At 40.4% G+C, this 15730-nt stretch carries 14 protein-coding genes; 12 read left to right on the plus strand and 2 right to left on the minus strand.

The features are described from left to right. Window positions 1-10: 10 nt before the first annotated feature. Together waaA and lpxK are read left to right on the plus strand one after the other, a co-directional pair. Window positions 11-1333, plus strand: coding sequence for a lipid IV(A) 3-deoxy-D-manno-octulosonic acid transferase (gene waaA / locus BBBE_RS00875; RefSeq protein WP_010700744.1), 1323 nt, complete (start codon window positions 11-13; stop codon window positions 1331-1333). Beyond that, window positions 1323-2342, plus strand: coding sequence for a tetraacyldisaccharide 4'-kinase (gene lpxK / locus BBBE_RS00880; RefSeq protein ID WP_010700745.1), 1020 nt, complete (start codon window positions 1323-1325; stop codon window positions 2340-2342). The genes waaA and lpxK overlap by 11 nt, the downstream gene beginning before the upstream one ends. A 28-nt stretch (window positions 2343-2370) precedes the next feature. Here the strand turns inward: lpxK and BBBE_RS00885 are convergent, their stop codons facing one another. Both BBBE_RS00885 and mutL read right to left on the minus strand, forming a co-directional pair. Next, complete coding sequence (locus BBBE_RS00885; protein WP_010700746.1) at window positions 2371-2613, minus strand: DUF2093 domain-containing protein; 243 nt, start codon at window positions 2611-2613, stop codon at window positions 2371-2373. A gap of 107 nt (window positions 2614-2720) precedes the next feature. Further along, entirely contained in the window at window positions 2721-4574 is a 1854-nt protein-coding gene (gene mutL / locus BBBE_RS00890) for a DNA mismatch repair endonuclease MutL (protein ID WP_010700747.1), read from the minus strand. 333 nt (window positions 4575-4907) lie between these two features. Here mutL and BBBE_RS00895 point away from each other — a divergent pair, with 333 nt between their 5' ends. From BBBE_RS00895 to BBBE_RS00925, 10 genes are all read left to right on the plus strand, one after another. Continuing rightward, window positions 4908-5996, plus strand: coding sequence for a 2'-deoxycytidine 5'-triphosphate deaminase (locus BBBE_RS00895; protein ID WP_010700748.1), 1089 nt, complete (start codon window positions 4908-4910; stop codon window positions 5994-5996). A 111-nt stretch (window positions 5997-6107) separates the two neighbouring features. Then, window positions 6108-7241 (plus strand): FMN-dependent L-lactate dehydrogenase LldD, encoded by a 1134-nt coding sequence (gene lldD / locus BBBE_RS00900; RefSeq protein ID WP_010700749.1) that lies wholly within the window; start codon window positions 6108-6110, stop codon window positions 7239-7241. A 796-nt stretch (window positions 7242-8037) separates the two neighbouring features. Further along, window positions 8038-8907, plus strand: coding sequence for an outer membrane protein (locus tag BBBE_RS00905; RefSeq protein ID WP_022708593.1), 870 nt, complete (start codon window positions 8038-8040; stop codon window positions 8905-8907). 116 nt (window positions 8908-9023) lie between these two features. After that, the gene (locus BBBE_RS07305; protein WP_152023172.1) at window positions 9024-9272 is read left to right on the plus strand and encodes a hypothetical protein; all 249 of its coding nucleotides are present in this window, start codon (window positions 9024-9026) and stop codon (window positions 9270-9272) included. Between the two features lie 222 nt (window positions 9273-9494). Further along, on the plus strand, window positions 9495-9614 hold the full coding sequence (locus BBBE_RS07630; RefSeq protein ID WP_081632661.1) for a tail fiber protein: 120 nt from the start codon (window positions 9495-9497) through the stop codon (window positions 9612-9614). 106 nt (window positions 9615-9720) lie between these two features. Further along, entirely contained in the window at window positions 9721-9870 is a 150-nt protein-coding gene (locus BBBE_RS07380) for a hypothetical protein (protein ID WP_192812774.1), read from the plus strand. Between the two features lie 1288 nt (window positions 9871-11158). Then, window positions 11159-12061 (plus strand): hypothetical protein, encoded by a 903-nt coding sequence (locus BBBE_RS07385; protein WP_192812775.1) that lies wholly within the window; start codon window positions 11159-11161, stop codon window positions 12059-12061. Next, window positions 12058-13506: a hypothetical protein gene (locus BBBE_RS07485; protein ID WP_010700752.1), complete on the plus strand. Its 1449-nt coding sequence runs from the start codon at window positions 12058-12060 to the stop codon at window positions 13504-13506. The genes BBBE_RS07385 and BBBE_RS07485 overlap by 4 nt, the downstream gene beginning before the upstream one ends. Further along, window positions 13421-14185: a right-handed parallel beta-helix repeat-containing protein gene (locus tag BBBE_RS00920; protein ID WP_244428359.1), complete on the plus strand. Its 765-nt coding sequence runs from the start codon at window positions 13421-13423 to the stop codon at window positions 14183-14185. Before BBBE_RS07485 ends, BBBE_RS00920 begins: the two co-directional genes overlap by 86 nt. Further along, entirely contained in the window at window positions 14151-15605 is a 1455-nt protein-coding gene (locus tag BBBE_RS00925) for a hypothetical protein (protein ID WP_010700754.1), read from the plus strand. The genes BBBE_RS00920 and BBBE_RS00925 overlap by 35 nt, the downstream gene beginning before the upstream one ends. Window positions 15606-15730 lie beyond the last annotated feature (125 nt).

The following is a 15730-nucleotide window of genomic DNA, read 5'->3' on the forward strand; positions in this document are numbered from 1 at the left end:
TTTATTGAAGATGATAGAATTAAAAGCACGGTTAACTCTTTCAATTTATCGGGCAGTTGGTTTTTGCTCACGTCCTATAGTACCCTTTTATTTATTTTGTCGTACTATGTGTGGAAAAGAAGAGCGGGGCCGTCAGAAAGAACGTTTGGGTAAAAGTCATCAAGTGCGTCCTCAAAGTCCATTGATTTGGTTTCATGCGGCCAGTATTGGAGAAACACTTTCTCTTTTCCCACTTATTAATTATATTTTATCTTTAAAAATTAATGTATTGTTGACAACAAGTACTGTGACATCTTCTACTCTTGTGAAAAGTCATTTTGGTAGTCGGTTAATTCATCAATATGCCCCACTGGATTTAGAACCGGCTATACGTCGTTTTATAGGCAATTGGAAACCTGATTTAGTATTGATTTGTGAATCAGAAATCTGGCCTTTACGTATAAAAACACTTGCCAAAATGCGCATTCCACAAATCCTAATTAATGCGCGTATGTCTGAACATTCTTTTAAAGCGTGGCAGAAATGGTTACCCTTTGCTCAGCACATTTTTAAACATATTGATATGGTTATTTGTCAAAGTGACAAGGATGTAGCTTATTACCGCGCACTTGGGGTAAAGTCTGTTGCACTTTCTGGTAATCTTAAAACTGATGTTGTTCCGATTATAAATCAATCGTTGCTTACACGTTATTGTAATGCTATTGGAAATCGTCCAGTTTGGGCTGCTATTTCAACCCATGAAGGGGAAGAGAAGATAGTTTTTGAGGTTCATAAAGTTCTTAAAAATTATTGGCCAGATTTATTAACAATTGTTGTTCCACGTCATCCTGAGCGTTCAGAAGATATTATCAAGGCATGTAGTGATAAAGGCTTACGTTTTATTCGTAGAAGCAGCCATGCTGTTCCAGATGCAAATACAGATATTTTGTTGGGAGATACAATTGGAGAAGTGGGGCTTTTTCTTCGTTTATCGAAAGTTGCTTTCATTGGTAAATCGTTATGTGGTTACGGTGGTCATAATCCATTGGAATTGGCTTTGCTTGGTGTAGCTATTTTGACAGGGCCTCATGTCGCAAATTTCCGAGATATATTTGAACATTTTTTATCTCATGATGCAGCTTGTGTAGTTGAAGATACTGCGCAACTTGCACTTCAAGTACAGAAGCTTTTAACAGATGAAACATTTCGGCAAGAAATGGTTAATAAAGCTTATGAAATAGCAACAAATATGGCAGGTGCACTTGAGCGCACATTAAAGATTCTTGATCCATTTTTGCAGCCACTTGTAATACAGACAAGTTTAAGCCAGTGTCGGGGTGGGTATGCTTATTAAAGCTCCCCATTTTTGGTGGAAAAATAAAAGTATTTTACGTTTTTTATTTACACCAGTTGCTAGAGTTTATGGCTATTTTTCACGTCATCGTATGAAAAGACGGCCTTCTGTTATTGATTTGCCAGTTTTGTGTATTGGTAATTTTACATTAGGTGGAGCAGGCAAAACGCCTGTTGTGATTGCTTTTGCTAAAGTAGCCAAAGAGCTTGGTTTTATTCCTGGTATTGTATCACGTGGTTATGGAGGAAGGGCTAAAGGTGTACGTCTCATTAATGAAAAATATGACAATGCACATGATGTTGGGGATGAACCGCTTTTACTTGCACGTTATGCTTTGGTTGCAGTGTCACCTGATCGTTACGCAGCGGCACAACGCCTTAAAGAAGAAGGCTGTGACCTTATTTTAATGGATGATGGGTTTCAAAGTCGTCGCCTTTATATGGATTATGCATTACTTGTAGTAGATGCAATGCGCGGTTTTGGAAATGGGGCTGTTTTCCCAGCAGGGCCCTTGCGTGCACCATTAGAAACTCAATTTTCTTTGATGGATAGTGTTTTAATCATTGGTCACGCTGCTTCTCATAATGATGTGGCTTTTTTGGTAGCAGGTTCTGGAAAATCTTTGTATTATGCTCGTCTTAAACCCGTAGTTGCTGATGAGGTTACTGGAAAATCTTTTTTGGCGTTTGCAGGTATTGGCAATCCAGATAAATTTTTCGAATCCATTAAGGAAATGTCTGGTTATGTTATGCAAACGCATTCTTATCCAGATCACTATTTTTTTACCAGCACGGATCTAAAGAATCTTGTGCAAAAGGCCAAAATTCATAATTTGTGGCTAGCTACAACTGCTAAAGATTATATTCGTATACAAGCGAATGGCTTGCAAAAGGAGTTAAAAAATCTTATCGTATTTGATGTTGAAGTCGATTTTATTCAAACAGACTTTTGCCATATGTTGCTTGAAGAGGTGATGGCCCGTTTTAGAAAACGCAAGCATTCTTTTTAATCTATATTTAAAGGCACCAGTTTCTGCTTTACAGGTTTTCATTCGCTATTTTTAATAATTGGCGAAGATGTGGGTTGCATTCAAGTTCACGACGATAAGACAATTCACAACTAGCATATGCTTCTTGACGATGATGATTCCAGTATTTTAGGTCATCTATGGGAATTTTTTGTCCGCTTACAGCACAAAGAGTATAAGTTCCATATTTTACAATTTTGTATCCATTACTAGAATATTGAATAGTTGCTTCACATTCATTATTAGAAAACATTCTTTATAGACCTTTTATTCTTAATAAGGCATGTAAAGTGCCATAAGATGCTTTATAAAGTCGAGAGTAAATTAAAATATTTTTTTAGTTAGAATAATGAACGAGATTTATTTTCTTCCAAAAAGACGTTCTATATCAGCTAATTTAAGCTCAATATAAGTAGGGCGGCCATGATTGCATGTGCTTGAATTAGGCGTTGCTTCCATTTGTCGTAAAAGAGCATTCATCTCTTTAGGATGCAAAACACGTCCTGAACGTATTGAGCTATGACAGGCCATGGTTGCTGCAACATGATTGAGCATTGCTTTTAAATTATCTGTGGTATCATACTCAGCTGCTTCATCAACAAGATCTTTGATAAGAGCATGTGCATTGATTTCCCCTAACATGGTAGGTGTTTCACGCACTACAATTGCTCCTGATCCAAATGCTTCAATTCCTAAGCCAAACTTCTGCAAAACATCTTTATGCACTAAAAGACACGCTGCATCTTCTTCAGAAAGTTCTACAATTTCAGGAATAAGTAATAGTTGTGAAGGCAATGGTTTGGAGTAAAGTGCATTTTTAAGGGCTTCATAAACCAATCTTTCATGAGCAGCATGCTGGTCTACAATAATCAAACTATTTTTGGTTTGAGCGACAATATAGTTTTTATGAATTTGTGTTTTTGCGGCTCCTAATGGATAGTGTAATTCTTCTGATGTGGGGGGATGAGTTATAGCACCTATGTCACTACTGGGTGTGTTTACATACTCTATCATTGGGGTTATATTTTCTCTAAAACTAGAAGAGTCAGGAATATCTACTGGTTTATGATCTGCTGGTAGAGTTCTTGGTGTAGTTTCTGGTGTAACATGATGTGGTTGCGGGCTATAAGAAAAAGGCTGATGAGGGCTCCTAAAAGTTTTGAATGATTGTCTTTGAAATGCAGCTAGCATTGCTTTAGAACCTGTTGAAGTGGGGCGAATACCAGTTTGACGTAATGCTTCATGAATGGCTCCAATAATTAATCCGCGAATTAAGCCAGGATCACGGAATCTTACATCAGCTTTTGCTGGGTGCACATTGACATCTACATCAGCAGTTGGCAAATCAATAAAAAGAATGGATACAGCATGGCGATTTCGAGCGATGACATCGGCGTAGGCTCCCCGAATTGCTCCCCATAAAAATTTATCACGCACTGGACGCCCATTAACATAGACAAATTGATGAAGGCTATTACCACGATTGAAGGATGGCAAACAGGCAAAACCAGTTAAACGAGTTCCTTCACGCTCAGCATTGAGTGTAATGCTATTGGAGCCAAATTCTTTTCCCATAATCTGTGTAATACGCTCTAATTGCCCTTGGGTATTATTTTCAACTGCAGGTAATTCTATGAAAGTTCGATCTTTACCAGAAAGAGAAAAGCGGATATGTGGGAATGCAATAGCAATTCGTTTAATCATATCTGTAATAGCACTCATTTCAGCACTATCAGTTTTCATGAATTTTAATCGCGCTGGTGTCACAAAGAATAAGTCACGAACTTCAACAGTAGTTCCAGAATTAGCTGCAGCGGGTTTTGGTCCTTCAATTTTTCCTGCTGTAACGGTAATTTCAGCAGCACTATCAGCATCTTGTGTTCGTGAAATGAGTTTAAGTTTAGCAACAGAACCAATAGAGGGTAAAGCTTCCCCTCTAAAACCAAGAAAACAAATATTATGTACATCATCGACAAGTTTAGATGTACAATGACGAGAAATCGCTAAAGTTAATTGATCTTGAGGGATACCACAGCCATTATCACTTACTTTTATAAGGTTTTTTCCACCGTTTGCTGTAACAATTTCGATACGAGTTGCTCCTGCATCAATAGCATTTTCAACAAGTTCTTTGACAACATTAGCTGGCCGTTCAATAACTTCACCGGCGGCAATTTGGTTAATAATAGTTTCACTGAGATGACGTATAATCATAGTTTAATTTAACAAGATTCGTTTTTGCTGTATAGAAAGAGTACAAAATATTTACTCACTATCTAAGACTGAGATAGACTGAAAATATTTCTAAGAATGATTTTGTTGACTTCCCATGGAGAGAATAGCACATAATTGGAATGTTCAAGATTTTGATTCTTAGATCATACTTTACCAAAGACTGTTCTATCTTTATAATTTTAAATTATATTAATTGTGATTATAAACTCGTTGAATACATCGGTAAAAAATGAGTTTATTACCCTTAAACAAAGCTGATGATAACTAATGATCTAGGTCAAAAAGAGGCAAAAAAAATGAAAGGCAGGATATATGGTGTGCACGAGCGGTATTCTCGCAGATAGTGATATACGAGCTTTAATTGATAGTAACGTTCTTAAAACTATTTGTTCATTTGATACCGATCAAATACAGCCTGCAAGTATTGATTTACGTTTGGGAAAAAAAGCATATCGTATACGTGCTTCCTTTATGCCAGGGCCGGATACAAAAGTTTTTGATAAGCTTGAACGATTAAAATTGCATGAATTTGATTTACAAGATGGGGCAGTTTTAGAAACAGGTTGTGTTTATATTGTTCCCCTTTTGGAAAGTTTGGATTTGCCAAATATTTTTTCTGCGGTTGCTAATCCTAAAAGCTCTACAGGACGGTTAGATGTTTTTACACGTGTGATTACAGATAATGCTCAAGAATTTGATAAAATTTATACAAGTTATCATGGTCCACTTTATCTTGAAATTAGCCCACGTACATTTCCGATTTTAGTACGTACAGGTTCGCGTTTATCACAGCTTCGGTTTCGTAAGGGACAAAGTTATTTAAATGGAATTGAGTTGCATGCTTTGCATAAAAATGAAACCCTTATATCGGATGATTTTCCCAATATTAGCGACGATGGCATTGGGCTTTCTGTTAATTTGAAAGGAAATGAAGACGGGCTTGTAGGTTATCGTGGTAAACATCATACGAGTGTTATTGATATTGATCAATGTGCTGTTGCTAATGTTTTAGATTTTTGGGAACCTATTTATGATTGTGGTAAAATGGAATTGGTTCTTGACCCTGATGAGTTTTATATTTTAGTTTCACAAGAATCTATCCATGTTCCACCGCTTTATGCTGCTGAAATGACACCGTTTAATCCCTTAGTTGGTGAGTTTAGAGTACACTATGCAGGTTTTTTTGATCCAGGATTTGGGCATACACAGGCAGGTGGAAAAGGAGCTAGGGCAGTTTTAGAAGTACGTAGCCATGAGGTTCCATTTATCTTAGAGCATGGTCAAATGATCGGTCGTTTGGTGTATGAGCGTATGCTAAATCGGCCGTCATTTCTTTATGGGTATGATATCGGTTCACATTATCAAGCACAAGGATTAAGACTGTCTAAGCATTTTAAATGAATTTAGAAATATAGATTTTGGTGAAATATATAAAAAGTTCATTTTTTAAGGAAACAGCTTTGGCATTTCACATATAGAAAGAGGGTATTCGTACATAAAAAAGGTATTGCTGTGATTATTTCTTCGACTTTTGATTATCGCAAAGCGGCAAAGCGTCGGCTTCCTCCTTTTTTATTTCACTATATTGATGGTGGTGCTTATGCTGAGGAAACAATGCATCGTAATTGCAGAGATCTTCATGCACTTACATTGCGTCAACGGATTCTTAAGCAAGTTGGAGAGGTTGATCTTTCAACGCAGATTTTTGATCAAATACTAAATATGCCGATTGTGCTTGCGCCTGTTGGGTTAACTGGCATGTATGCACGTCGTGGTGAGGTGAAAGCTGCACGCGCGGCTGTTGCAAAAGGTATTCCTTTTACTTTATCTTCTGTTTCAGTTTGCTCTATTGCAGAAGTACAGGCAGCAGTTGGAAATGCATTTTGGTTTCAACTTTATGTTCTCAAAGATCGTGGGTTTATGCGTGATGTGTTAGAGCGATCTTGGGCAGCTGGTGTACGCACATTAGTTTTTACGGTTGATATGCCGGTTCCTGGTGCACGTTATCGTGATGCTCATTCGGGGATGTCTGGGCCTTATGCTGGGTTACGCCGTGTGTTACAAGCTGTTGTTCATCCTCATTGGGCTTGGAATGTTGGTGTTATGGGGCGTCCGCATGATCTTGGAAATGTTTCCACTTATCTTCACAAGAAAATTAAATTAGAAGACTATATTGGCTGGCTCGATGAAAATTTTGATTCATCGATTGCTTGGTGTGATTTAGAATGGATTCGGGATTTTTGGAAAGGAAAAATAATTCTGAAAGGTATCCTTGATCCACAGGATGCGCGTGAAGCAGTGCAATTTGGTGCTGATGGTATTGTTGTTTCTAATCATGGTGGGCGTCAACTTGATGGAGTGTTGTCAACTGTGCGGGCGTTGCCAGCAATTGCAGAGGCTGTAAGAGGTGATTTGACTATTTTAGCTGACTCTGGCGTTCGCTCTGGCCTTGATGTTGTACGCATGGTGGCACAAGGGGCAGATGCCGTTATGATTGGCCGTGCTTTTGCTTATGCGCTTGCCGCGACAGGTGAGAAAGGGGTTGCTCATCTTCTTGATCTTTTTGCTAAAGAAATGCGAGTGGCTATGACATTGATTGGTGCTCGTACAATAAAAGAAATTACACGTGAAAATTTAGTCAATTAACTATAAGAGTTGATTAACACAAAAGCGTGTTATGTTCATGTTCTTGGAAAGAAGGTTAATTAAAAACAAGAAAATATAATTTTTAGAACAAAGTGTAATTTTATATCTTTGTTTTTAACATCTGAAAAAGTGCTAATGCTTTTTTGTATTAATATTTTAAATATATCGTTCTTATACGTGAGTGGCAAATTAGTTCATGATTTTTAGGCCGGAAATCAAAGTGTATTTTTTCTATATAGAAGAAGTGTGAGTAAATTCCTCAGGTCTTATTATATTTAATATTAAGAGAATTTTTCCTAGTAGCGATTGCAAATCACTATTAAATGATATTCAGTTTTTTGTGCGTTGAGTGATTGTGTCACTATAGCCCTGAAAGGGCGCTAAGTAAAATTCATCATTTTTTCTTTTTGAATAAGATAATTGGCAACATATTGAACAAGATACATAAATCACAAACAATTTACATTACGACCTGTAAAAGGTAAAGGTAACATTTAACAATGTAAAGCCTTCTCTCTACGCAGATTACACAAATTTACGCAAGAGCATAAATCCACATACAGATAAGTTGAGTGTGAAATTTATTTATCACACTGAATTGATATCACAGATAAGTTTTAGGCAAGTATAAAGTGTTAAGGTGCTTAGTACTTTTCTTTGATTTGTGAAAGAAACTTGTTGTTTTAGTTTCTGTGAAATTTCATTTCTACTTATACTTGTATTATTTTTATTACAGTTCTTTTGAAGATTAGTGGGAGACTATTTGTTAGAGTTATCGTAGCTAAAGAGGAGGTTTATGTATATGAAATATCTAATGACAGTGTCTGTTTTTGTTTTGCTCGCACCTTCTGTGGTACAAGCAGAAAATAGTACAATTCCTCAAGAATCAATGTCTGTTGTGCCATCAGTTATTGTTGTTCCTGCTTTTTCTTGGACAGGTTTTTATTTTGGTGGTCAGTTTGGTGTTTTTTCGAGCAAGACTGATCTAAGTTCAAATTATTTAGAGAATGGTAATATTGAAAAATGGGCTTTGATTAGAAAAGATTTTATGCCTAAACTTTCGGGGGTTGTTGGAGGTTTTTATGCAGGTTTTAATGTTGATCTCAGCAACGGTTTTATTTTAGGTGTTGATACGGATATAGTTTTGTCTGGTAAAAAGGACATAAAGACTATTAATATAGACAATTATGGTGCAAATGAAGAGTTAAAAAATGAAAGTATAATAAAAGATTGTGAAGGGATGGTTGCTACTTTTGGTTGTAGTATTGTTAAGGATTATAATGAGAATGCTGTTTCAGGAATTAAATTTGCGACTTATAATCATACTTTAAAACAGAAATGGGTTGGTGCTACGCGGGTACGTATTGGTTTTGGTGGTCGTGTTATGCCTTATATCGCTGGTGGTATTTCTTATACACAGCTTCAAGGTGTCTTATTGAGGTTGAGCGAAGAACAAGGTCAAATAGTGAATGACACGGTGAGAGAAACAAGGACAATGATTGGTTATATTTTGGGTGCTGGTGTTGACTTTGCAATGATTGATAATATTATTTTGCGCACAGAATACCGTTATTCAGATTTTGGTAAAAAGAAATTTGCAAAAGGTGGAGTTGAACGTAATTACGAAGCTAATAATTTTCGCGTTGGTGTAGCTTATAAATTCTAATGTTTATAAGATCAGATTATGAAAAAACTCCATAAAATAGAGTTTTTTTAATCAGTTTGCACTAAAATATCGTTTTTCTAAGCGGAAAAAGGTTAACTTATTTAGTTAATTGAGTTTTGGCAAGTTTGTGTGTTTATAATGGTAGTCCTATTAATTTCGAGCTTATCGTCAATAGTGAAGGAAAAACGACATCAATTACACTCAATACAGTTTCTCCCATCACAGAATATAAGAATGATATTTTTATACGTTTTAGGGCAAGCGACACAAATGTTGGTGCGACAACAATAACCGTCAATAGCTTAAATGGGAGGCCTGTTTATAAAATGAGTGATGCGGGTATTATACTCCTTAGAAGATGGTGAACTACAAAAGGGTTGTTTATGAGCTTATCTATATAACAACACCTTAACAAGGAAGTTTGATAGTTGGTATTTATTAAGCCCAACTCTTAAAACACCTGCCAAGATAAAAATTTTTTCACCTGGGTTTATTGCAACATTTGCTATGCAAACACTATCAAGCGGTTAGCTTATATGTGATGGTGCAAGCTATGAGCGAAAAAATATCTTCGGTTATTCAAGGCAATAGGTGAACATTGGGGGACAAACAGCGATACCACTTTTAAAGTGCCCGATTTTAGGGGGATGTTTTTACGCGGTTTTGATGATGGGCGCGGTATAGATCAAGGTAGAAAATTTGCCTAAAAGCAACAAGATAGCTTTAAAGCACATACACATACATGCACCGTTCAATCAGCAGGGGCACATATGTATGGGCATAAACGTTTAGTATACACGTCGGCGCGTACGGTTGGTTCCAGGACCCCCAATTTATATTAACGAAAAAACATGGAATGCTGTCTCGGCAGAGGTACATACACATAATGCCACGATTTCTTCAACAGGCGGATTAGAAATACGCCTTGTTAATACAACGGTTGTTTACGCTATAAAATTCTAAGGTTTTTTTAAGGTGCTTAATAAAATCCATCGGCGATTGATGAGATTGCCGATGCGGGGCAAATTCATGTCCTTTTTTATGCAAGTCATAGATTAGTCCATGCGTCATTAAATAAGATCATTGATAAGGCCAAATACAATATTCGGTATGATCTTTTAAGCGCTTTTACAACTAAAGAAGAGACAGATTAACGTATTGAAGCTTTACGAAAAGCCATTAATGAGTTGTGTTTGCAACTTTACCGACCTATTTGTGATGAATTTTGTGCGAAGGAGTTTTGTAAGAGTTGTGTAAGTAATGCAGCATACGAGGAATTATAAGTTAAGAGTCTTGGCTCAAAATAGTGTTTTTCTGTTTCATCAAAGGCAGTTTCTTATGTAAAGCGAATGATATCTAGAGGTTGTGAGAATGATTTAGCAATAGCGGATCCAGCTCACACACTTTTGCTTTTTAATGTTAAAATAAAGCACAGTTTATTTGTAATATGGGATTTTCTGTTAAGAGTACTATAAGATATAAACATATTGTAAGATATTATAAGATGCCTTTTTTAAAGAAATTGCATGTTGTGTAAAGTAATTTATACCATTTGCAGTATTGGTTAAGTTTATGCTTTTAGTTATTGCTTGATGGAGAGCATAGTATTGTAGCTAGTATTTTTTGGGTATACCAATAATAAAGAAGTGGCAAATAGTGTTAAAGTAGTTTTAATTGCAATAGACGTTGTTAAAGAGTGCGTTATGCTTATTGCTAAGTTTGTATGGTACCAATTTATCAACGAAATTTATAGTTTATATTTATAGAAGAAGCATCAAAGAAGCTCAAACACATCAAGGCTTAGTATAACGTATTATGGTTTGATAACCTAAAAAAATGCATTTACTGTGATCGCACAATCCATGGAATTTACAAGAAATTTCAGTAGATATTATATCACCACTTGGAGGTGTTTGTTTTTTATATATTTTAGATTTTGTATATTTTAGCGTATTTATTAGTTTTAGAGATTTTTTTTTGTTTATGGGTTTAGGTCATGGTTTAATGTCTAGGCGCTTTGTTTGATGTTTTGATTTTATGTGTGTTTTGTTTGTTGTTTGAAGATGTGTGTTTTAGCTTTGTGGGTGTTGAGAGTGTTTTATATTAGGGTATGGTGTTTTTAGGTAAGGGTTAGAGTTGGGAGGATTTTATGGGGTTTAAGCCATTTTAGTATGGTTTAGTTTTAGTTTTCTTTTTTTTAGAATAGTTTAGTCTCTTTTAACCTGACAGGTTAAAGGGGAACATGTGGGTTATGGTTATGCGTTGTGTTTTTAAGCATCATGTTTATTTATGTGTTGTCTCAACCGCTCTTATGGCTGGGCTTTCCCTTATAACGTCTCATACTTCAAAGGCGTATGCTCAAGCACATAATTGTGGGAGTGGTGGTGGTGTTGGTACTGTTAAAAATGATAATAAGCCGATTGTGTGTGATAGTAGCAGTGGGACAAAGACGCTGAATAGTAGTGGTGGTGGTGAGATAAAGATAAATATGGATAAGGACCCTGGTAAGTCTGCTGTGACGGTAACGGGGTCGGGGACGAATATTACGATAATAAAGAAGATAACGGTTACGGGGTCGGGGGGGAAGGGGAGTGATCAAAAGCCGGTGATTAAGGTGCTTAATAAAGGACAGCTGACGTTGGATGAGGATGTTGATGTTAAGGGGGTGACGGGGGGGATGCAGAAGGTGATAGCGGTTGAGGGTCAAGGGTCTTCTGTTACGTTGAAGGGGAAGTTGACGGGGTTTGAGAGGGTACAGGTGAAGAATGGGGGGATGGTTGTTTTTGAGAAGGGGGTGAAGGGGATTGAGGGGATGAAGGTGAAAATTAATGATGGGGGGATGGTAAATATGATGGGGGATGTGGCTTTTAATAGTGTTGGTGGAGCGGGGATACAAATTACGGGGGATGGGGCGGGGAAGGCTACTGTGATGGGAGTGGGGAGGACGATGACTGTTAATGGAAGTGGGAGTGGGATACAGATGGAGGGGTCGGGAAATGCTGATGTGATGAGGTTGAAGATTAAGGGGAGTGGGGGGACGGGGGTGAGTATGCAGGGGACGGGGGTGATGGAGTTGACTAAGGTAGAGGTGTCGGGGTTCAAAAAGGGGGTGGATATGACAGCGGGGAAGTTGGTGATGATGGGGGAACGGTGACGTTTGAGAGTGAGAGGGGGAATTGGGGGGTGAGGGTGGGGAGTGGGGTGGAGAGTGCTAGTTTGACGGATGTAAGGATTATGGGGACGAGTGGAAATAGGGAGGGTAAGGGGGTGATTATGGGTGGGACGAAGATGACGATGACTAATGTGGATATTTCAAAGGTTAAGGTGGGGGTAGAGGTGCAGGCTGGGACGTTGAATATGATGGGGGGGACGGTTACGTTTGAGGGTGGGAACGGGAATTGGGGGGTGAAGGTTGAGAATGGGGCGACGGCTAATTTGATGGGTGTGGCGATTATGGGGACGAGTGGGGGTAAGGGGGTGTGGATGGAGGGGACGGGTGGGACGATGACGATGAATATGGTGAATATTTCAGAGGTGCAGACGGGGATACAGGTGACAAGTGGGAATCTGACGGTAAGTGGGGGGGAGATGACAGGGGTGCAGACGGGGATAACTATGTCAGGAAGTGGGACGTTGATGGTGAACAATAATGCGAAGATTACGTTTAAGGGAGATCACGGGGTGAAGGTGGGTGAATCGGTGAAGAGTGCTAGTTTGATGGGTGTGACGATTATGGGGACGAGTGGGGGGAAGGGGGTGTTGATGAATGGGAGGGAGATGACGATAAGTGGGGGGTCAATTTCAAATGTAGCAATGGGGGTGGAGGCGACAGCGGGGAATTTGACGATAAAGGGGCACTCGACGATTACGTTTACGAGTGGGGCCGGGAATTATGGGGTGAGGGTGGGGAGTGGGGCGAGTGCTGATTTGACGGATGTGACGATTAAGGGGGGTGGGGCGACGGGTAAGGGGGTGTGGATGGAGGGGAAGATGTTGAAGATGACCAATGGGGAGATTTCAAATGTTGATAAGGGGGTGTATGTGGGGGGTGCGGTGACAAATGCTAGTTTGACAAATGTGAATATTTCAGGGGTTAAGGTGGGGGTGGAAGCAACTAATGGGACGTTGACGGTGAATGAGGGGACGAGGATTACGTTTACGGGAAGTGGGCAGGGGGTGAAGGTTGAGAGTGGGGTGACAAGTGCTAGTTTGACGGATGTAAGGATTGTGGGGGGTGGGAGTGGAAAGGGAACGGGGGTGATAAAGGAGGGTGAGGGGGGGATGACTTTGACTAGTGTGGGGATTTCAAATGTTGCAATGGGGGTGGAGGCAACGGCGGGGAGGTTGGAGATAAAGGGGGGATCGATTGAGTTTACGAATAGTGGGATGGAGAATTATGGGGTGAAGGTGGGGAGTGCGGTGACAAGTGCTACTTTGACGAGTGTGACGATTGAGGGGGGTGGGAGTGGACATGGGAACGGGGGTGGTTATGGGGGGGACGGGGGAGATGACGATGGAGAGGGTGACGATTTCAAATGTAGCAATGGGGGTAGAGGCAACAGCGGGGACGTTGGTGATAAAGGATGGGACGAGGATTGAGTTTACGAATAGTGGGATGGAGAATTATGGGGTGAAGGTGAAGAATGGGGTGACAAGTGCTACTTTGACAAATGTGGCGATTAAGGGAATGAATGGAAATGGGACGGGGGTATATGTGGAGGGTGGCACGGGGACGTTGATGATGGATAATGTGACGATTAAGGATGTTAGTGAGGGGGTATGGGTGAAAGGGGGTGGGACGTTGACGATGACCAAGGGGGAGATTGGGTTTATGGGAGAGGAAGGGGGGTATGGGGTGATGGTGGGGAAATTGGTGGAGAGTGCTACTTTGACGAGTGTGACGATTAGGGGGACAGATGGACAGGGGATGGGGGTGGTTATGGGGGGGAAGATGTTGGAGATGGAGAGGGGATCGATTTCAAATGTTGAGTTGGGGGTATATGCGATGGGGGCGAAAGCGGTGACGTTGGATGGGGTGGATATTTCAGAGGTCGCAATGGGGGTATTGATGAAAGGGACGGGGACGTTGACGGTGAAGAATGGGGAGATTACGTTTAAGGGTGGAGAGAAGAATTATGGGATAGGGGTGTGGGGAACAGCGACGGCTAATATTACGGGAACGAGGGTTACAGGAGAGGGGAGTGGAAAGGGGAAGGTGGGGGTGATAAAGGAGGGGCGGGGAGATGACGATGACCAATGTGAATATTTCAAATGTTAAAATGGGGGTGTGGATGAAGAATGGGAATCTGACGGTGAATGGGGGGACGATTTCAGAAGTGCAGACGGGGATAACTATGACGGGAGGTGGGAGGTTGATGGTGAATGAGGGGACGAGGATTACGTTTACGAGTGGGGGGACAAGGAATTATGGGATAGGGGTGGGGGGTGAGGTGACGGCTAATATTACGGGGGCGGAGATTACAGGGAGTGGGAGTGGAAAGGGGACGGGGGTGTATGCAACGGGGGCGAAAGCGGTGACGATGGAGGAGGTGCGGATTTCAAATGTTAGTGAGGGGGTGGAGGCGAAGGGGGGGATACTAGCGATGAAAGGAGGGTCAATTGGGTTTATGGGAGAGTATGGTATCAGTCTTAACCAGGGTGGTGGCGTTTTAAAAGATGTCAGAATGATTTATACGGGTAGCAGTCCTACAGCTGACTTCATTAAGGTTGTGGATGGGACAGTTATCGCTGAGGGTATCAAAATCGATGGAAATGGTTATGGGCAGGGGATGAGTGTAACACAAAAAGGCCATGTCGTGTTGATTAAGCCAAATTATATCAATGTTGATAAAGGCATGACTGTTTCAGAAGGTATTGTCCGTATGTTTGGAGGGGAAATTGGGTTTACAGGAGATTATGGGGTTTATCTCAAGAAAGGTGGGGCTGCTTTAATAGCGGTCACTATCAAGGGAAATAGAACAGGAAAAACAGGTATCAAGCTTAATGAGGGAAGGATCGATCTCTACAAGACAAATATAAGAGATGTTCATAAGGGGATGACGATTACAGAAGGTATTGTTCGTATGGAGGGAGGATCGATGGAGTTTAAAGGAGATTACGGGGTTTATCTCACAAAGAGCATTGCTGCTTTAAAGAATGTTAGAATTACGGGACCTAGTAATAAGGGTACGGGGGTGTATGTGCAGAGTGGGGTGGGAGCGGTGATGATGAAGGAGGTGCGGATTTCAGAGGTTGAGAAGGGGGTAGAGGTGATAAGTGGGAATCTGATGATGCACAAGGGGTCGGTGGCTTTTAATGGAGGTCACGGTGTCAGTCTCATAGGGGGAAATGCTGCTTTAAAGGATGTTAACATTACAGGTCAAGATCATGAGACAGAGGTGGCGGTAAAGGCGCTCATGGGAACAGTGGCGATAAAAGGGGGGGAGATGTCAAATGTTGGGACGGGGGTAGAGGCGACTAATGGAGGTGCGGTGTGGTTGGTTGATACAAGTTTAAGGGATGTCTATAAGGGGGTGAGTGTCGAAGATGGGGTTGTTCATATGGAGGGAGGAGAGATTGGGTTTATGGGAGAGCGTGGTGTCAGTCTCACAAGGGGGCAGGCTTTGTTAGATGATGTCAGTATTACAGGACCTGGTGATGAAGGTACGGGGTGTATGCAACGGGGACGGGAGCGGTGATGATGAAGGAGGTGGATATTTCAAAGGTTGATAAGGGGGTAGAGGTGATAAGTGGGAAGCTGATAATGCACAAGGGGATCGGTGGCTTTTAATGGAGGTTACGGTGTCAGTCTTATAGGAGGAGA

This window comes from Bartonella bovis 91-4 (assembly GCF_000384965.1).
Classification (GTDB): Bacteria; Pseudomonadota; Alphaproteobacteria; order Rhizobiales; family Rhizobiaceae; genus Bartonella; species Bartonella bovis.